This is a genomic window from Aquidulcibacter sp., from assembly GCF_044346625.1.
GTDB lineage: Bacteria > Pseudomonadota > Alphaproteobacteria > Caulobacterales > Aquidulcibacteraceae > Aquidulcibacter.
On record NZ_JBIIYV010000017.1, the window covers coordinates 32,147 to 50,857 of the forward strand.

Here is an 18,711-nt window from a genome sequence, read left to right on the forward strand (position 1 = left end):
GGAATACACTCAAGCCCCGTGCCAATGAACGAAGCGGCCATGGGGATCGATGTCCGCCAAGATACGTCTTCGGCCAGACGGCCATTCGATGAGTTCTAAGGTCATGCCGACCCCATCCTGGGTACGCCCCAAAATGCCACCGGGCTCAAAGCGCAGCCAAGCTAATGGTGCCGCTGATGTGGCGCGCGCGCCTTCCGTCTCAATGGCCAGAGTGATGGCCTCGCGAACGCTCTGAGGCGGATATTGAAAGAAGACAGAATGGTAGATCACGGTCAGTGCGTCTTTAGCGCGTGTTGCAAGCTTGCCCCTGATCCAGTCAGCCGCGTCGCCCGCATCTGGGGTGATCGATTGGGCCTCCGCAATTTCCATGGCGGCATTGAGGCGCTCTAAGCGTTCTGGTTGGTCTGGCCAGATATAGGACCTAAGGCGCAAACGGTCTTCGGCCTTGCCGGCATTCAAAGGGTTCTGATCGCATGCGCCGCGGTTGCGGATAGAGGCATGGGCAGGAAATTGGGGCGCGGGGCCACTCCACTGCGTCGACATGGCGACGCGCGGTCCGGGTATCGGGCTGTCCCACTGCCAAGTGCCGCCATCATAATGAAAATGGTCCATGCTGAGATTTAGGCCAGCCGAAGCCCCAAGCTCCAATACATCCATCGGCCCTTCAAAGGCCTCAGCAGCAGCACATAGGCCCGGCCAAAGGCCCATAGATCGCCGCACTTCATTGGTCTGGGGTGGGGATTTCAAGAACTCGCGCACCCAGCTTTCGCGGGCGCGTAAAGTTGCACTGGCCACAGGCCACGCCTCTGCCATGGACCAAGAACTGCCTCCCCTTGGCCAGACTTGGGCCAGGCTGCCGTCAGGCTCGCTCAGCACAATGGCATGCAACGCGCCTGCCAGCCGCAGGGATAATGCGTCTTGGATCGGGTGGGTGGGCCAATTCCGAGTCAAATGCGCGATAACGCCACCGGCTTCAAAATCATCCGCCATGGTTTCGCACAAGGCAGCCGTAAAAGGAGAGTCAAACGTCTTGCACCAAATCGCTTGCTGCCGAAGGGCTTCGGGGACGGTCACACCAGTCATTAGATGGCACCTCGCTCTTTCAAGGCGGCAATGGCACCGGGTTCAAGACCTGCCTCTGCCGCCAGGCTTTCAGAATCTGCACCATAGTCTGGGAGAGTCAGGCGCGCCTGCCCTGGCTCATCGCGAAAGCGGATGGGTATGCCTAAATGCTTGTTGCCTTGCTCATCGGTCAGCACCATGCCGCGCGAGATTGTATAGGGGTCTTCCATCGCGTCTTTCAGACTGCGGACGGGCGCCCAGCACAGATCGACGTCTTTCAGGAAAGCGCTCCATTCATCTAACGTCTTGCTGGCAAACGTCTCTTCGAAATAGCGCTTCAGCGGGTCTTGGCCGGGCCCGGGTTCCAGCTTGGCATAGTCGAATAAATCGGGCCGACCCAAAGCGTCGAGCAAATTCTTGGCAAAATGGTGCTCAGAGCCACCGAGCACGAGGAACTTCCCATCCTTGGTCTCATAAGGCCGATACATCGCCGCCCCACCAAACGGCCGCATCTCTTTGGCGACCGGATGGGCATTGTCGGCAAAGACAGGGCCCAGCACATTGGGTGTCCAAGACAGAAGTGCGTCATACATCGACAGGTCGATATAATCGCCCTTGCCCGTCTCGGCGCGGCGATAGAGCGCCATCATGATGGCGGCAAACGCCATGAGGCTGGCCGCCATGTCCGCAGCCGGGATGGAGGGGCTAGCGGGCTTATTGTCGGTCAGGCCACGGTTGAGATCGACTAGCCCTGCCATGGCTTCCATCGTCAGATCATGACCGGGCTTGTTCACATATTTGCCGTCTTGGCCAAAACCCGCGATGGAGCAATAGACGATGCGCGGATTGATCGCGGCAATGGCATCATAATCTACGCCCAAGCGCTTCACGACACCGGGCCGGAAGGCCTCGACAATCACGTCGGCTTCTGTGGCGAGCTTCAAGAACATTTCCCGCGCTTCAGGGTCCTTCAGATTGATCTTCAGGCTACGCTTGCCGCGCGCGATGTTGCGAAACCAGACCGACACGCCGTCTTCGGTCTTATAGCCAATCACACGCGTCGGCTCCCCCACACCATTGGCCGGTTCGACCATCACGACATCGGCACCATGGTCCGCCATCATCATCGTCAGATGCGGGCCTGGCAAAAAGGCCGAGAGGTCCAGAACTTTGAGGCCTTGGAGTTTCATGGGGTCACTTTAGGAATTGATTGTGTCTTGGGTTGCGTAAACCAAACTGCGACTAACCCTGCAGCAAGTCCCAAACATAGCGGTGCATAAAGCATACGATCAAGCTCATAAAATGCTGTACCGCGCGCGCTCAGCACAAGTGGCGAGAGATATGTGGACAAGCCACGGGCGAGAAATACCAGAGCAGAGAACCACAAGGCTGCCGCCGGAATCCAAGCCAAGAATTTGGGTAAGGCGGACGTGACCCGATAAGCAATCATCATGCCGGATAGGGCGGGGAGCAGCAAACAGACGGCTACGACTAGGCAAGCCCAAAACGGCGGTACGGGCGTGCCTGGGCGCGCACCAACGACCATATCCACCAAGGATGCAGCGTCATGACCAGGCCAGTATCCGCCAATCCCCCAGTACAAGTGTAAGCCAGCAATTGCCACAAGGGCGCAGCTAACGACTATAGCCAGTCCTTTGTTCACAAATGCTCTCCCATTTTGGGTGCCCGCTTTCCAGCTGGCCGCTTGCCATTGACCTTGATCGGGCTGGCCAACATCCGCAAGCGGCCATCCTTCGCGTCAGGATGATCGACGACATCAGTCATGCCAATCGCCTTCACATGAACACTGTCGAGGGCTTGGCCAATGTCATAAATCGGCGCGACGGGAACATGCCCGCCCAGAAGCGTGATCCACTCGGCCGTCGACTGGGTGCTCAACAGCGCATCAAGGACTTCAGTCAAGGCTGCCAAATTCGCCCGTCTGGCCGGAATGCTGGCAAAGCGGGGGTCTGCCAACAATTCTGGGCAACCCGTCTTGGCGCAAAAAATCTCCCAGAATTTTGGGGTCTGGCACATCAGCATCAGCCAGCCATCTTGCGTCTTAAAGGCCTGGCTTGGCGCGATAGAGGGATGGGCTCCGCGCGGCAAGCGACCCACTTCCACGCCTTCATTCAAATACCAAGTGGCGGGATAGGATAGTTGATGCAGGGCGGTATCAAACAAGGCGACATCAATATCACAGCCTTGACCGGTGCGGTGCGCACCCAGAATGCCGGCGAGCAGGCCCACGGCCAATTGGCTGCCGGTGTGAAAATCAATGATCGACAGACCGCATCGGACCGGGGGTCCCTCTGGCTCCCCACTCATCGACATCAGGCCCGCTTCAGCCTGCATCAGATAATCATAGCCCGGCCAAGACGCGCGATCATTATCCCGTCCGTAGGCGGAAAGATGAGCGCAAACGATCTTGGGATTAACTTCTTTCAGGTCGCCATAGGTAATCGCCATTTTAGCTGGCTGATCGCCGCGCAGATTATTGGCTACCGCATCGGCCTGTTTGACCAAAGCCTCAAACTGCGCACGGCCTTCCGGGCTTTTGATTTCCAGCGCGACCGACGATTTGCCGCGTGAGAAAGTCTGATAGAATTGGCTGTCCTGCTCGCCCAGAAAGTAAGGGCCCGTGGCGCGGCTAACATCACCCCCCATGCTGGGCGCTTCGATCTTGATCACCTCTGCCCCGAGATCCGCCAAAAGCATGGTGCCATAAGGCCCTGCGCCATATTGCTCAATCGACAGGATTTTGATGCCTTTGAGGGGGAGGTTAGCCGTCTGCATCAGGGTTGAACCGTCTCTTTGAGGAGGTCTGTGCGAAAGCCGTTGCGCTCTGCGGCGGCATTAAGCGCAGCCCGCTGTTCGGTCGTGATCGACTTGGTGCGAGCCAAGAGCCACAGATAGGAGCCATTGGGGCTGCCGACCAAGGCTGTTTGATAATTAGGGTCGAGATAGAGCACCCAATAATTACCTTGGCCTTTTGGCAAAGGAATTGGCGCGAAATTGACAGCTAACTTGGTATTGTTCGAGCCAGCGATGACCGCCGCTACGCCTTCAGCGCTTCGCGGCTTACCGTCGCTGGTGCCCGTCGCACAGGTGTTGGTAACTCCCACTCGACCGTCCGGGCGCAGGGCGTATTCGGCGGTGACACCCTCACACTTCTTCTGAAAGCTGTTTGGATAGCGCGCAATCTCATACCATTTGCCCGCATATTTATTGAGGTCAACCGAGGCGACTGTGGTCGGGGGTGCAGCATCTTTCGCTCTCCCCATGGTTCCGGCAATGCAGCCCGATAGTGCGATGCAACCAACCAATGCGCTGGCATAGAGTGAAAGTTTCATGCTGTTTCCCCTTTCGTGGGTGGAGCAGATTTATGCGCCAGTTTGGCGGCATTGGCTTCCCAATTCTGGCCATCAAACGGCACGATTGACAGGGAGGGCGCTTGATCAGGATCAAAGCAATTGGCGTTGACGCTGACCCCATCTGGATTGGAGCGGGGGGTATAAAATGCCTTCACGCCACATTTTCTGCAAAAGGTATGATTGGCGACGCCGGTATTGAAGCGGTAAGAGGTGAGCTTATCGGCCCCGGCCTCGAGTTTGAAATCGTCCAGCGGCACAATGAGATGCACGAAGCCCGTGCGGGCGCAGATGGAGCAATTGCAGGCCTCCACCTCGACTTGATCTGGGGCCCTCACGGAAAAGCGTACATCGCCACAATGACAAGAGCCGGTTCGCCACGTTTTCACCATCCAAGCACCTGTAAGTCTGTGATTTCTTCAAAGTCTTGCGGATTGAGGGTCACCAAAGTTGCCTTAGCATTGAGAGCTTGGGCAGCAATCATGCGGTCTAGGATTTTACGGCGGGAAAACCCGCAGGATTGCAAGATAAATCCATACCGATCCGCATCTTTTTTCTCGAAAGGGAGCACCGGCATATGCGAAAGAAATACATCAAGGCGCTGACGCCTTAATGCGGCAGAAGCTGGCTCCCGATGAACGCCACCTTCAAGCTTCACCCGCGTGATTACAGAAATCGCAAACCGTCCGTTCAATTGATCTAGCTTATCAAGAATGGCCTGACTGCGATCGCGTACTTCAATTGCGACACTGGTATCGAGCAAGTAAAGTCCGCTCATAGACCCTCGCGCTCGGGAAAAATGTCAGAATCGCGTACTTCAATTTCGGTGACGTCTGGCAGTTTGCGTAGCTCAGCCATCATTTGCTTGAAACTAATCTTGCCGGATCGCAGCGTTGGCCGAAGGGTAACAACGTCCCCATCGCGTTTCATTTCCAGCTCCGTGCCGTCTGGAAAGGCCAGCGCTTTGGGTAAGCGTACCGCTTGGCTATTCCCGCTTTTAAACGTCTTCGTTTTGTGCGTCGCCATGTCTGTCTCCGATGCTCGTATATACATGTATATACGAGCATGATCCGGGGTTCAATCAAATTTCAAGCCAAGCTCCGTCTAGGGGCTCGCCGTCAGCTTACTCCGCCGCTGCCAACTTTCCTTTCAATGTCCCTGCGCGCCGCATCTCTTCCTGTACGAAATCAGCGCTCGCATCCCAGCCATTCGGCCAAACCAAGGCATTGTCTTCAATGGATGCACGTGCAAAAAAGTTCGCATCGTGAAGCGGCTGGGCCATTGGGCCCCTACGTCCAGTCATGTCGGCCTGCCAGACGCCATGCGAACCATCTTCAAACCAGATTTCAAGCGTATGGGGGCCACAGGTTTCGACCCGAGTAATTTTTGCGAGCTTCCTCATTTTAAACCCTCAATCTTATGGATCGGCTCATCCTTTGCAGAAAGGTAAAGTTGCTCCCCCTAAATCGGATTGCGCGCCACCAATTGCTTCGCGATGATGATGCGTTGCATTTCATTGGTGCCTTCGCCGATGCACATGAGGGGCGCGTCGCGATAGAGGCGTTCGATGACATATTCCTTGGAATAACCGTAGCCGCCATGGATGCGCATGGCTTCCAGCGAGACTTCGACAGCAGTTTCTGAGGCGAAGAATTTCGCCATGCCGGCTTCCATGTCGATCCGCTCACCCCTGTCAAAGGCTGCGGCCGCATCTTGGGTCAGAAGCTCTGCGGCGCGCGTCTTGGCGGCCATTTCGCCTAGTTTCAGCTGAATGGCCTGATGCTCGCAAATTGGCTTGCCCATCGTCTTGCGCATTTGGGCATATTTGACGCTTTCAGCCAAAGCGCGCTTGGCAATCCCCACCGAGCGAGCAGCGATGTTCACGCGGCCAATCTCCAAGCCGCCCGTAGCCATAACAAAGCCCTTGCCTTCTTCGCCGCCTACCAAGCTCTTCTTGGCGTCGACTTCATAGTCTTCAAAGATGAACTCACCGGAATCAATCCCCTTATAGCCAAGCTTTTCGAGCTTCTTGCCGTTCTTGACGCCCTTGAGCGGAACCTTGGTTTCAGGGTCAATCTTAGGCACGATCAGCATGCTCATGCCCTTATGGCGGGGCTGGGCATCGGGGTCGGTCTTCACCAGCAAGGCGACGCAATGGCCTTCAATGGCGTTGGAGATCCAGGTCTTGGTGCCATTGACGATATAATTGTCGCCTTGGCGGCGGGCGACGGTGCGGATGCCTTGCAAGTCGGTACCGGCATCAGGCTCTGTCAGGCCCAAGCCACCGCGCATTTCGCCTGTTGCGAACTTGGGCAACCAATATTCCTTTTGATAGTCGGTTCCGAAGCGCTGAACGACGGTGGCCATCATCAAATGCGAGTTGAAGATGCCTGTCAGGCTCATCCATTCTTGCGAGATCATCGTCACGATCTTGGAATAGGTGGTCGCGGACAGCCCAAGGCCGCCGTAATCAGGGTGGATGATCGCGCCAAACAGACCCAGCTCCGCCATATCATTGACGAGGTCGGCTGGCCATTCGTTGTCATGCTCCAGCTTCATCGCCACGGGGGCAACTTTCTTCTCGATCCACTTCTGGATGGCGTCCAGCATCTGGCGCTCATCTGCTTCGCTGATATGTCCGAAATTTCCGTCTGCCATCGTCTTAGTCTCCTTCGCAGGCAGCGCCTGACTTCATCCAAATTCGATCAGTAATTGCCGACCTTATCCTCAACCGCGTGGCCGCGGGCGGGGATCAGCATGTTGCGCTTGAAGGTACACACCATGACGCCGTCCTGGTTGAAGCCCTTGGTGACGATGGTCACAATCCCTTGGCCAGGGCGCGATGCGCTTTCGCGTTTGGCGAGGACTTCGCTTTCCGCATAGAGTGTATCACCTGCAAAGACAGGTGCGGTGAACTTCACCTCATCCATGCCCAGATTGGCGATCGCCTTCTGGCTGGTGTCGGTCACACTCATGCCGATGCACAAAGCCAGTGTATAGGGCGACACAACAAGGTTCTTCTTGAACTCGCTGGCGGCGGCAAACTGGGCGTCAAAATGCATCGGGTGGGTGTTCATCGTCATCAGCGTGAACATGTGGTTGTCATATTCGGTGATGGTCTTGCCGGGGCGATGCTCGTAGACGTCGCCGACGGTGAATTCCTCAAAATAGCGACCAAATGTTTCCCGGTAGCGCTGGGGGCCAACTTCTTTCACGTTACGGACCATGGTTAGAACTCAATTCCTGCTTTGGACAAAATGCGCTCTGCGCGCAGATAAACGGGGATGTCGAGCATTTTGCCATCAAGTAATAGGGCGCGGCCATCCTGCGATTTGAAGGCTTCACTTACGCGCTTGGCCCATTCTAACTCGACTTCAGAAGGCGAGAAGACTTCATTGACGATGGCCACTTGGCTGGGGTGAATGCAGGCCTTGCCATCAAAGCCTAAGGCCTTCACGCGCATACATTCGGCGCGGAGACCCTCTTCGTCTTTCACGTTCAGATAAGGCACATCCATCAAGGCTCCGTTGGTCACGCGAGCTTCTGTGGCAAGCGTCGCGCGGGCATGAAATAGGGCTTCCCATTCCATGCCAGTGCCAATGGCGAGCGAATAATCTGCGCCACCAAACAATACGCCACCGCGCGACCCGCAAGTTCCCGCAATGTCAGACGCATTTTTGAGCCCTACAACGGTTTCAATTACAGCCCAAAGCGCCACGCGCTTCTGATTTAGGTCGCGCAAATGCAGCAATTGCTCGAAGTTGGCGAGGGCTGAATAAGAAGAAGCTTTTGGGATCATAAAGAAATTTGGGCGGCCTTTGGTCTCGCTAAAGGCGATGATGTCTTTGAGGCCATCCAAAGTGTCGAGGCCATTCATCCGCACGCCAATGGCGCAATCGGGGTAGCTCTCTGAATTGGCTTCCAGCCAGCCAATGACCCCGGCGCGGGCGGCGGCTTTATCTTGTGGCGGCACAGCGTCCTCAAGATCAATGCAGATGGAATCAGCCCCTGCCGCCAGAGCCTTTTCAAAGCGGTCTGGCCGGGAGCCCGGAACAAAGAGGAGTGAGCGAAACATTTTCATTTGTCCGGACATTTAACCCGATATATGCTGACGTCAATTCGAAACCGCGCCAGTCCATGACTTTGTTTTGGCCTTGATGGGAGCTTTTGAGGTGGATCGACAGCTTAGATTTAGATTTGCAGCCCTTTGGGTGGTGTTGTCGGCGATCATTGCGGTTCCTGCACTGGCGCAGCATGCTCCGCCTCCGCAAGCCGTAGAAGCCCCGTATGCAGGTTCCTATTATAAGCGCCAACTTTATGTTGTTACCGATATGGAGCGTGCTTTAACCCTGTGGCGTGACGTCATAGGCTTCCAACCCGGTGCAATCACCACTTCTGGACCCAATTCCTATTCCCGCGAAGTGTTCAATATCCCCACAGAAGCCCAGATGCGCTTTTGCACCTTAAGTGCGGGACCAACCCAAGTACGCACCTTGGCCTTGCTGGAGGTGAAGGGCGTGCCCCTAGCACCCAAGTCCGGCATTCGCACCACTGGCGCAGTCATCAATGCCAATGGCCGATTGGCCGAGATCATTTCAAGGGCCAAAGCCATGGGCCTCACCGTTTTCGGCGCGCGGGTCCTGGCGTCGGTCGGCCAAGGAGATGGGACCGAACAAGGCTTCCTCGACTGGGATGGCAATGTGATCGTGCTCTATGAGTATCCCAAGTCTGACCCGCCAAGTGTGCGGTAAAGGAAGCCGCTTGGTCCCAAACGCCTCGAGATCACTTCTATTTAGCGCAAGCGCGCGCCCAGCTTTGCCGCTGCTGCGATGATCTTTATACTGACGGCTTCGATCTCTGCATCGGTCAGGGTCCGCTCGCGCGGTTGGAGCGCGACTTCCAGCCCCAACGACACTTCGCCTTCTGCTACGCCTTGGCCTTGATAGCGGTCAAACAGACTTACGTCTGAAATCAGGGCCTTATCGACTTGAGCAACGGCCCGGATCAGGTCACCTGCGGGCAAATCGGCCTTGGCGACGAAGGCAAAGTCGCGGGTCAAAGGCATGAAGGCAGATGCCTCCAGCTTTGCTTTTGTCTTACCGGCTTTCACCTTGGCAGGCGGCAACGCGTCCAAGAATAACTCAAAGCCATAGACCGGGCCATCGACGCCCAATTCTTTCAAAACACGAGGGTGAAGCTCGCCAAATTCCGCCAAGATTGTCTTGGGGCCGAGCTTGAAACTGCCCGAGCGGCCGGGGTGCCACCAAGCGCGAGCGCCTTGAACCGTCTGCATGCCGCCGGTCGACGCGCCCATCGCATCCAGCATGGCCAAGACATCGGCCTTTACCGTGAAGACGTCTGGCTTCTCGGTGCCGCTCCAATGACGGATCGCCCCGCGCGTGACCCCAGCAATGACCATTTCCTGATCCTTAGGGCCATCACCTTTGTAGATCGGGCCTGCTTCAAACAAAGCGAGGTCGCCAAAGCCCCGGTCTGTATTGCGTTGTGCAGCCAGCAGCAAATGGATTAAAGCGCTGGGCCGCATGCAATCCAAGTCGGAGGCAATCGGGTTGGCCAAAACCAAAGCCCCGCCGCCTTGTGCCGCGCCAAACAGCTCACACGTCGCGCGGCTGGCGAAGCTCCAGGTCACCGCTTCCATCCAGCCGCGGGCGGCAAGACTGCGACGGCCGACGCGAACGCGGTTCTGCGCTGGTGTCAGGAGGGGTTCTTTCCGGCCTTTGCGTTCAGGGAGTTTGGCCGTGGGCAAGCGGTCAAAGCCTGCGATGCGGGCAATATCTTCAACGAGATCAGCCGAACCCGCTACATCGCGGCGCCAGCTTGGTACACCGACTTTGCGGAGGCCAGCGCCGGTCACTTCAGGTGTGAAGCCCAAAGCGGACAAGATGGTGTCAATCTCGCCGTCGCTAAGTTCCAAGCCCGTCAAACGATGCACTTCCTTGGTCGCGAAGGGCACGGCCTCCGGCGAAGCGGGTACTTCGCCAGCTACAATCACTTCCGAAGCCGTCCCACCGCAGAGCTCCAGGATCATGGCGGTCGCGAGCTCGAGCCCGTCGACCATGAAGCCAGAATCAACGCCGCGCTCAAACCGGTATTTGGCGTCCGATTGAATGCCCAAGGTGCGCGCGGTTTGCGCGATATTGAGCGGCGCGAACAATGCGCTTTCCACAAAGACATCAACGGTCTCATCCGAGCAGCCCGACGACACGCCACCCATAATCCCGCCCAAGCCTAAGGGGCCGGATGCATCGCCAATCACGCACATGGCAGGGGTCAATTCATAGCTTTTGCCATCGAGCGCCACAAAGCTCTCGCCAGCCTGACCCATACGGGCAACAATACCGCCCGAAAGCCTGGCCGCGTTATAGACGTGCAGCGGGCGGGCGCGGTCGTAGGAAATGAAATTGGTGATATCGACCAGTGTATTGATCGGGCGCAGGCCAATGGCACGCAAGCGATCTGCCAACCATTTCGGGCTGGGGCCGTTCTTTACACCCTTGATCAGCCGACCCGCAAAGGCGGGGCAGGCATCGGGGGATTCGATGGTGACTGTGACCGGGCAAGGAAAATCGCCCGAAACAGACTTAACTGAATGATCTTTCAGTTGACCAAGACCCGCGGCAGCGAGTTCGCGCGCGATACCCACGACACCCAGCCAATCGGGACGGTTTGGCGTCACTTCAAAGTCGATGACCGCGTCGGCGAGGCCTAAGGCCGCAGCCGCCGGGGTGCCAACAGCTAGCGCGTCATCCAACTCAAGGATGCCATCGCTTTCTTCGGCGGTTTCAAGTTCGGCCGCAGAACACAGCATGCCGTTTGATACCACGCCACGCACGGCGCGGGGCTCCAAGGTGATGCCGCTACCAGGGATATAGGTGCCCAAGGGCGCGTAAACGGTCGTAAGACCCGAACGCGCATTGGGTGCGCCGCAGACGATTTCCTTCATGCCTTCAAAGGTTTCCACCTGACAGACCTGCAGGCGGTCGGCATTGGGGTGTCGCTCGGTAGAGATGATCTTCGCGACTGAAAAAGCTTTCAGTTTGTCAGCTGGATCTTCCCAATGCTCAACCTCTAGGCCCGCCATGGTCATGGCGTCGAGCACAGCTGACAAGGGGGCGTCGGTGGCCAAATGATCCTGCAGCCAAGACAAAGTGAATTTCATCGGTACAAATCCCTGAGGGAGCTAATTGGTTTAGTGGGCCTCGGCCCAATTGAGTGCTGCGCGTGCCTCTACCACCAAAGGCACAGACAAGGCCACCGCCGGTAAAGCAGCCTTCTCCATCACATCGGCGACCAGAGCGCATGTCGCATCGGCTTGGCTTGAAGGCGCTTCAAATACAAGCTCGTCATGCACTTGTAGCAACATTCTGGCCTGTAATCCGGCATCTTTTAGGGCTTTTGGCAGGCGGATCATGGCGCGCTTGATGATATCGGCAGCTGCCCCCTGCAAGGGTGCATTGATGGCTTGGCGCTCGGCAAAGGCCTGCTCGGCTTGGCTTTTGGCATTGATGCCTGGAACCCAGCACCGCCTGCCAAAGATGGTTTCGACATAAGTCTTCTCACGCGCCATCGCCTTCATCTGGTCCATATAGGCCTGAATACCGGGGAAGCGTTGCTTGTAGGTGGCGATGTAATCACGCGCTTCGCCTTGCGGGATCGACAATTGACGCGCCAGGCCGAAGGCAGAGATGCCATAAATAATGCCGAAATTGATCGCCTTGGCTTTGCGGCGGATCATTGGGTCCATGCCTTCCAGCGGCACACCGAACATTTCCGACGCCGTCATAGCGTGAATGTCATAGCCTTCGATAAACGCCTTTTTTAATTGCGGAATATCGCCGACATGGGCAAGCAGGCGCAGCTCAATCTGGCTATAGTCGGCCGAGATCAGAACATGGTCGGGCTCTGCCACAAAGGCGCGGCGAATCCTGCGCCCTTCCTCGGTGCGGATGGGGATGTTTTGCAAATTGGGGTCGGTTGAGGATAGACGCCCTGTAGCCGCACCCACCATATTGTAAGATGTGTGCACCCGACCCGTTGTGGGGTCGATCGCGTCTTTTAGGTTGTCGGTATAAGTGCTCTTGAGCTTGGCCAAAGTGCGCCAATCGACCAAGGTGCGCGGCAATTCATGACCTTGGGCTGCCAGATCTTCCAGCGCATCAGCCCCTGTCGCCCATTGGCCAGTCGCGGTTTTCTTGCCACCGGGCAAAGCCATTTTGCCGAACAAGATGTCGCCCAATTGTTTGGGGCTGCCCAGATTGAAGACTTCACCAGCTTGTTCATGGGCTTGGGCTTCAAGGCCAACCATGCGCTGGGCAAAATCCAGCGATAGGCGCGATAATTCTGCCACATCGACCTTGACGCCTGCCCGCTCCATCCCGGCAATCACCGGCACCAAGGGCCGCTCAAGGGTTTCATAGACAGTGGTCGAACGTTCTTGCACCAGGCGCGGCTTCAAGATGTGCCACAGGCGTAAGGTCACGTCCGCATCCTCGGCGGCATAGGCGGTTGCCCGGTCAAGGGCCACTTGGTCAAAGCTAATCTGCGACTTGCCGGTGCCACACACATCTTTGAACGCGATGGGTTGATGGGCCAGCAAGCGAAGTGAAAGATCATCCATGCCGTGGGAGTTGCGCCCAGCATCGAGGGCAAAACTCATCAGCATGGTGTCATCAATCGGGCTGATGGCGATGCCATGCTGGGCCATAACCGAGACATCATATTTGAGATTCTGGCCAATCTTTAAAATCGCATCATCTTCTAGAATGGGCTTCAGGCGGGCCAGAACATCGGCCAACTCCAATTGGCCAGGCAATTTCGCGACCGTGTCTTGACCCCCGCCAAACAGGTCACCTGTCACACCCACATCGCCTGCGCCGCGATGGCCGAGGGGAATATAACAGGCAATTCCGGGCTCAACCGCGAGTGACAGGCCCACCAGAACCCCACTGACACTATTGAGCGAGGCCGTTTCGGTATCAAAGGCAACATAGCCTTGCGTTTGAATCCGGGCCAGCCAGTCGTCCAGGCGGGCAAGGCTCGTAACGGTTTCATAGGCCTTGGTGTCGATAGGGCTATGGACGGCTGCAGGGATAACGGCTTGGTTTGTGTGCGCGCCGTCTGCATTAGGCGCAGAAACGGGAGCCGCACTTGTGTCGCGCGCCGCTGGTAGCTCACCATGATCTGCCTTATCCGCCACATACCCATCCCGGCGAAGCCCGGCTTCGACCCGGCCAGTCAGGGTGCGCAATTCCATCTTGCGCAAGAAATCCAGCAAAATAGTCGGCTCTGGTTCGCGCACCCCGAAATGTTCCAGATGCTCCAGTACCGGCACATTATCCATCAGCGTGACGAGACGCTTAGAGATTTCGATCTGTTCGCGGAACTGGATCAGGGTCTCGCGCCGCTTGGGCTGCTTGATCTCTTCAGCGCGGTCCAGCAGCGTTTCCAGATTGCCATAGATGCCCAGTAATTCTGCGGCTGTCTTCACACCAATCCCGGGTGCGCCGGGCACATTATCCGTGCTGTCGCCAGCCAAGGACTGCACGTCGATGACTTGCGCTGGCGCAACACCGAATTTTTCCATGACCGCCTCGGGGCCCATAGGCCGGTCCTTCATCGGATCATAAAGGAAGATTTTGTCGGTGATCAGCTGCATCAGATCCTTGTCGGACGATAGGATACGAACCTTCGCGCCCTTCTCGGCGGCTTGCCGCGCATAGGTGGCGATCAGATCATCGGCCTCATAGCCGGATAGCTCGATGGAAGGCAGGCCAAAGGCACGGGTGGCTTCCCGGATCATCGGGAATTGCGGTACCAAGTCTTCAGGCGCTGGGGGTCGATTGGCCTTGTAGGCGGGATAAATGTCATTGCGAAATGTCGGGCCAGACGCGTCAAAAATCACGGCCAAATGGGTAGGCTGATCGCCATCACGCTCGTCGGCCAACAGCTTGAAGATCATGTTGCAGAAGCCCGATACCGCACCAATAGGCGCGCCATCGCTTTTGCGCGTCAAGGGCGGCAGGCCATGGAAGGCACGGAAAATGTAACCGGAGCCATCAACAAGGGTTACGCGGGAATCGGGGCCTACAGGATGTGTCATGGGCTGATCTTAGGCCAGCGTGCCGCCACTTCCAATCCCAAAGTCGTGCGTCGACACACCTGAATCCGACGGCCAGACTTAAGGCCGCATATGGGTGGCAACTGGCCCAGTTTGCAGGACGCGGCGGGCTAGGCCTGCCCATTCGCAGAGCAGCGGACGGGTGTCGCGCGGGTCGATGATTTCTTCAGCGTAGAAGCTTTCAGCGGTACGGAACGGACTGCGCAGCCCTTCCATCCAAGCTTTGATTTCTGCCAAGCGTGCGGCCGGGTCTGGATGGGCTTCCAGCTCACGGCGGAAGGCTGCTTCCACTCCGCCATCCATGGGCAAGCTGCCCCAGTCACCCGACGGCCAACAGAAGCGGGCCTTGGCGCGCGAGGGGTTGAACATGGCAGAGCCTGCCAGGCCATAGGCCTTGCGTATGACCACTGCACAGAAGGGCACGCGTGCTTGATAAATTGCACTCATCGCCCGGATGCCCGCACGGGTGACGCCAGCCTGCTCATGCTTACGGCCCACAGCAAAGCCCGGACAATCGACGAAGTGAACGATGGGCAAATGGAAGGTATTGGCGAGGTCAACAAAGCGCTCAACTTTGCGGGCGGCATCTGCCGTCCATGCCCCGTCGAGCACATAGGGGTCGCCTGCCATGATGGCGACAGGCCAACCATCGATCCGCGCAAGGCCAGTAATAATCGAGCGGCCCCACGCTTTACCCATCTCAAAGAACGAGCCTGCATCAACGCAGGCTTCAACGATCTTCCGGCTCTTGTAGGGCGTCACCCGGTCGCGCGGCACGATGGAGAGGAGGAACTCCTCTTTTCGATCGGCGGGGTCTAGGCTAGGCGCACGAGCTGGCAGATCATCGACAGAGCCCGGCAAGTAAGAGAGGAAGCGCCGCGCATAGGCCATGGCTTCGGCTTCACTGTCGACTGCTTCATCGACGACGCCATTGCGCGCTTGGATTTCCCAACCACCAAGACCCTCCTTGTCGATGTCTTCGCCAATGGCGCGTGCCACAGGTGGCCCTGCGACAAAGACTTGGGACAGGCCTTTGACCATGATCGAATAATGGCTGGCGGCCACCCGTCCGGCACCTAATCCTGCACAGGGACCTAGTGCCAGCGACACAACAGGGATTTGGCCCATATTGGCGACCACAACTTCCCAGCCCGGTGTCTCCGGGATGTAGGTGCGCGGGTCCTTTTCTAGCATCTTCACGCTGCCGCCACCGCCGGTGCCATCCACCATCCGGATCAGGGGCATGCGATACTCGCCAGCGAACTTTTCGGCCTGCACCATTTTTTGCCAGATGGCAGCATCTGCAGCCCCACCGCGGACGGTGAAATCATCGGCAATCACGCCAACCGGGCGACCGTCGATCCGTCCACGTCCTGTCACCATATTGGACGGCAGATAGTTCTTGAGGGAGCCGTCGGAATTGTATTCCGCAACGCCTGCGATCTTGCCAATCTCGTGGAAGCTGCCGGGGTCCAAAAGCGCATCGACCCTGGCGCGGGCTGTAGATTTGCCTTGCGCCAGTTGGCGGGCCACCCGTTCTTCCCCGCCCATTTGTTCGGCGAGGGCTTCACGGGCACGCAGTTGTTCGATCTCAGGTTTCCAGCTCATCATTAGACTGTAACCAGACTTTTCAGGCGTGCAAACACCTAACCCATCAGCCCGCCAACAAATAATCCGCTAAAGCGGCCTTCTTGGCGGCATCGACGCCCAGACGGTCGAGATAGCCATCAAGCCCACCATCACGAAGCGTCATTTCAGCCCAAGCTTCAGCCAAATAGTCCTGATGCACGCCAATCATCGGCCTTAGGGCTTCAGGATCTATGTGCTTATCAAATTGGCTCCCCATCATTGTGGCATATTGGGCCAGTAAATTGGCGTCGTGTGCAACATGGTTGGTCAACAGATAATCATGCTCAATGCGCTCTAGATCGACACCGAGGGCATAGAGGATGAGACCACACAAAATCCCCGTACGATCTTTGCCAGCGGCGCAATGGATCACAACGGGGCCTTTTCCTTCTGCCAAGCGATCAAAGGTCTCCGTAAAGAGCGCCAGATGCGGAGGCTCCCATGGGATCCGCCGATAAGTCGACAGCATGTAGTCGTGGGTCGCTTTTGGCGTCAGGTCGGTATCGCGCAAAAACTGCAAATGCGGCGGCAGGGTCTGCCCATCACCATCGCCCAAAGTGGAGGACAAGATTTCGACCGGCAGCCCGTCTAATTGGCTTGGTTGCATGTCGCGCTCAAAGCTGTGACGAAGATCAACAACGACTTTAATCCCCGTTTCGCGGAACGTCGCTTTACCCGCCTCAGTCACTTGCGCATAATTGGCAGAGCGGAAGAGCTTTCCTGCTTGCACAGTCTGGCCGGATTGGGTTGGATAGGTGCCAAAGTCGCGAAAATTGCGAACGCCTTCGACAAAAACGAATGGGGGCGGCAGAGGTGAGGTCATCAGACGGACATGGACTACAGAACCGCGCGCTTCAAGACGTTTGACGGCCTAAATCTGGCTTGGACTGAAACTGGTTCGCCAAATGGACGGCCAACACTGGTTCTGCATGGCTTTCTTGCCAGCGCACAGCTGAATTGGATTGACCCCGGCCTCGCCGCCGCGATGGCCACAACCGGGCGACGCATCATCCTGCCCGACTTGCGCGGTCATGGGCAATCAGACGCGCCGACCGACCCAACTGCCTATCCCAAAGACGCGCTCCCGCAGGATCAAGAAGTGTTGTTGGCCCAACTCGGCATTACCGATTTTGACCTCATCGGCTATTCCTTGGGTGCGCGCACGGCCGTGCGGATCCTGGCGCGCGGCCATAGCCGTCCTGCCAAAGTCTTTTTGGGAGGCATGGGTGATGCAGGCATCACAACGGTCGGCACGCGCAAGGACTATTTTGAGGATGGCATCAAAAATGGCCCAAACGCCAAAGACGCGCGCGCCGGAGCCTACATCCAAACGATCCTGAAACAACGCGGCATGAGCCCAGAGGCAGCCTTAGGCGTCCTCTCCACCCAAGTCTCCACCCCAGGTGACGTGCTGGCCACGATCAAAACCCCTGTGCGCGTCGTCAATGGGGATCAAGACCGCGACAATGGTGACCCGATGGCCTTGGCTGCAGCACTCGGCAATGCCACCTGCCAATTGGTGCCCGGCAATCATCTAAGTGCCGTGGGAGAGCCCGCATTTCGCGACACACTGGTGGCGTTTTTGAGTTAGGGCTTGGTGTGAGCTGCGTCTGGGCCTGCGCAAGACCAAATTTTATTCACTTGGAACGGCTTGTCTTATGACGATCCTGCCTTTCCGGCGAAGAAGAGGGTGCTTTTGGTGAGGGATCAACCCACCAAAAGCGGGAGAGGATGGATCGCGGAACGGATGGAGAGTTTTGGCAAGGAAGGAGAAGCCTACAAGTTAAACAGCCGCGGGTCGCCGCCTTGGGCGGCGCGGTTGATGGTTTTGGTACGTTCAGTGGCGAAGCGGTGCAAATAATGGGGACCGCCTGCCTTTGGGCCGGTGCCCGATAGGCCTTCGCCACCAAAGGGTTGCACGCCGACTACCGCGCCCGTCATGGTGCGATTGACGTAGTAATTGCCAGCGGGAACAGCCGCTTCCACCTCATCCACAAAACTGTCGAGCCGTGTGTGGCACCCGAGCGTGAGGCCATAGCCCTTGTGTGCCAAGGCGGCGCCAACGCTTTCAATCGCCTCAGGGTGATAGCGGATCACATGCAGGATTGGGCCAAAAACCTCGGTTTCCAAGACGTCGAGGCTATCAATCTCGACCAGGCATGGGCCATAGAAATGGCCCTGCTCTGCCAGTGCGCCCGTATCGATCTTCTTCAAAATCTTGGCCTCTTGCGCCATGCGGGCTTCATGCGCTTCCAAAATTGTCCGCGCATCGCCATCAATCACAGGGCCGATGTCGGTGGAGAGGCGTGCAGGATCGCCCAACACCAACTCATCCATGGCACCCATCAGACAATCCAAGACCGCATCAGCCGTTTCATGTGGCAGGAACAACAGGCGCAGGGCCGAACAACGCTGACCCGCAGAGCCAAAAGCCGAGATGATGACATCATCCACCACTTGTTCCTTCAAAGCCGTGGTGTCGACAAACATGGCGTTGAGGCCGCCCGTCTC

The 18,711-nt window shown here is 57.3% G+C and carries 19 protein-coding genes; 2 read left to right on the forward strand and 17 right to left on the reverse strand.

Features of this window, described 5'->3' with window-relative positions:
* Window positions 1-9: 9 nt before the first annotated feature.
* The 12 genes from ACIQ20_RS06575 to ACIQ20_RS06630 form a co-directional block, all read right to left on the reverse strand.
* Window positions 10-1,083, reverse strand: coding sequence for a DUF2332 domain-containing protein (locus ACIQ20_RS06575; RefSeq protein ID WP_395778591.1), 1,074 nt, complete (start codon window positions 1,081-1,083; stop codon window positions 10-12).
* Complete coding sequence (locus ACIQ20_RS06580) at window positions 1,083-2,252, reverse strand: CaiB/BaiF CoA transferase family protein (protein WP_395778593.1); 1,170 nt, start codon at window positions 2,250-2,252, stop codon at window positions 1,083-1,085. Before ACIQ20_RS06580 ends, ACIQ20_RS06575 begins: the two co-directional genes overlap by 1 nt.
* Window positions 2,249-2,725, reverse strand: a complete 477-nt coding sequence (locus tag ACIQ20_RS06585) for a DUF3995 domain-containing protein (protein ID WP_395778595.1) — start codon at window positions 2,723-2,725, stop codon at window positions 2,249-2,251. The genes ACIQ20_RS06580 and ACIQ20_RS06585 overlap by 4 nt, the downstream gene beginning before the upstream one ends.
* Window positions 2,722-3,858 carry a CaiB/BaiF CoA transferase family protein gene (locus ACIQ20_RS06590; RefSeq protein WP_395778597.1) on the reverse strand — a complete coding sequence of 379 codons (1,137 nt, stop codon included), beginning with the start codon at window positions 3,856-3,858 and terminating at the stop codon, window positions 2,722-2,724. Before ACIQ20_RS06590 ends, ACIQ20_RS06585 begins: the two co-directional genes overlap by 4 nt.
* A complete protein-coding gene (locus ACIQ20_RS06595) occupies window positions 3,858-4,415 on the reverse strand; it encodes a lipocalin family protein (RefSeq protein ID WP_395778599.1) in 558 nt (185 codons plus the stop codon). The genes ACIQ20_RS06590 and ACIQ20_RS06595 overlap by 1 nt, the downstream gene beginning before the upstream one ends.
* Complete coding sequence (locus ACIQ20_RS06600) at window positions 4,412-4,825, reverse strand: GFA family protein (RefSeq protein ID WP_395778601.1); 414 nt, start codon at window positions 4,823-4,825, stop codon at window positions 4,412-4,414. Before ACIQ20_RS06600 ends, ACIQ20_RS06595 begins: the two co-directional genes overlap by 4 nt.
* Entirely contained in the window at window positions 4,819-5,211 is a 393-nt protein-coding gene (locus tag ACIQ20_RS06605) for a type II toxin-antitoxin system VapC family toxin (RefSeq protein WP_395778603.1), read from the reverse strand. Before ACIQ20_RS06605 ends, ACIQ20_RS06600 begins: the two co-directional genes overlap by 7 nt.
* Window positions 5,208-5,459, reverse strand: a complete 252-nt coding sequence (locus tag ACIQ20_RS06610; protein WP_395778605.1) for an antitoxin — start codon at window positions 5,457-5,459, stop codon at window positions 5,208-5,210. The genes ACIQ20_RS06605 and ACIQ20_RS06610 overlap by 4 nt, the downstream gene beginning before the upstream one ends.
* 97 nt (window positions 5,460-5,556) lie before the next feature.
* Window positions 5,557-5,835, reverse strand: a complete 279-nt coding sequence (locus ACIQ20_RS06615; protein ID WP_395778607.1) for a DUF2442 domain-containing protein — start codon at window positions 5,833-5,835, stop codon at window positions 5,557-5,559.
* A gap of 59 nt (window positions 5,836-5,894) precedes the next feature.
* Window positions 5,895-7,091 (reverse strand): acyl-CoA dehydrogenase family protein, encoded by a 1,197-nt coding sequence (locus tag ACIQ20_RS06620; protein WP_395778609.1) that lies wholly within the window; start codon window positions 7,089-7,091, stop codon window positions 5,895-5,897.
* Window positions 7,092-7,138: 47 nt separating this feature from the next.
* Window positions 7,139-7,660, reverse strand: coding sequence for a MaoC family dehydratase (locus tag ACIQ20_RS06625; protein ID WP_395778611.1), 522 nt, complete (start codon window positions 7,658-7,660; stop codon window positions 7,139-7,141).
* 2 nt (window positions 7,661-7,662) lie between these two features.
* Window positions 7,663-8,508 carry an HpcH/HpaI aldolase/citrate lyase family protein gene (locus tag ACIQ20_RS06630; protein ID WP_395778613.1) on the reverse strand — a complete coding sequence of 282 codons (846 nt, stop codon included), beginning with the start codon at window positions 8,506-8,508 and terminating at the stop codon, window positions 7,663-7,665.
* A gap of 97 nt (window positions 8,509-8,605) precedes the next feature.
* On the opposite strand from ACIQ20_RS06630, the gene ACIQ20_RS06635 reads away from it, so the two are divergent.
* Window positions 8,606-9,184, forward strand: a complete 579-nt coding sequence (locus ACIQ20_RS06635) for a VOC family protein (RefSeq protein WP_395778614.1) — start codon at window positions 8,606-8,608, stop codon at window positions 9,182-9,184.
* Window positions 9,185-9,225: 41 nt separating this feature from the next.
* Here the strand turns inward: ACIQ20_RS06635 and pheT are convergent, their stop codons facing one another.
* The 4 genes from pheT to ACIQ20_RS06655 form a co-directional block, all read right to left on the reverse strand.
* A complete protein-coding gene (gene pheT, locus ACIQ20_RS06640) occupies window positions 9,226-11,613 on the reverse strand; it encodes a phenylalanine--tRNA ligase subunit beta (RefSeq protein ID WP_395778616.1) in 2,388 nt (795 codons plus the stop codon).
* 30 nt (window positions 11,614-11,643) lie between these two features.
* Window positions 11,644-14,553, reverse strand: coding sequence for a DNA polymerase I (gene polA, locus ACIQ20_RS06645; protein WP_395778618.1), 2,910 nt, complete (start codon window positions 14,551-14,553; stop codon window positions 11,644-11,646).
* 78 nt (window positions 14,554-14,631) lie between these two features.
* Window positions 14,632-16,179: an acyl-CoA carboxylase subunit beta gene (locus ACIQ20_RS06650; protein ID WP_395778620.1), complete on the reverse strand. Its 1,548-nt coding sequence runs from the start codon at window positions 16,177-16,179 to the stop codon at window positions 14,632-14,634.
* A gap of 46 nt (window positions 16,180-16,225) precedes the next feature.
* Entirely contained in the window at window positions 16,226-17,023 is a 798-nt protein-coding gene (locus ACIQ20_RS06655) for a tyrosine-protein phosphatase (RefSeq protein ID WP_395778622.1), read from the reverse strand.
* A 9-nt stretch (window positions 17,024-17,032) separates the two neighbouring features.
* Between ACIQ20_RS06655 and ACIQ20_RS06660 the strand changes: the two genes are divergently transcribed.
* Window positions 17,033-17,791, forward strand: a complete 759-nt coding sequence (locus tag ACIQ20_RS06660) for an alpha/beta fold hydrolase (RefSeq protein ID WP_395778624.1) — start codon at window positions 17,033-17,035, stop codon at window positions 17,789-17,791.
* A 185-nt stretch (window positions 17,792-17,976) separates the two neighbouring features.
* On the opposite strand, the gene ACIQ20_RS06665 is transcribed toward ACIQ20_RS06660, so the two are convergent.
* On the reverse strand, window positions 17,977-18,711 hold a 735-nt coding region (locus ACIQ20_RS06665), incomplete at its 5' end, for an aldehyde dehydrogenase family protein (protein WP_395778626.1).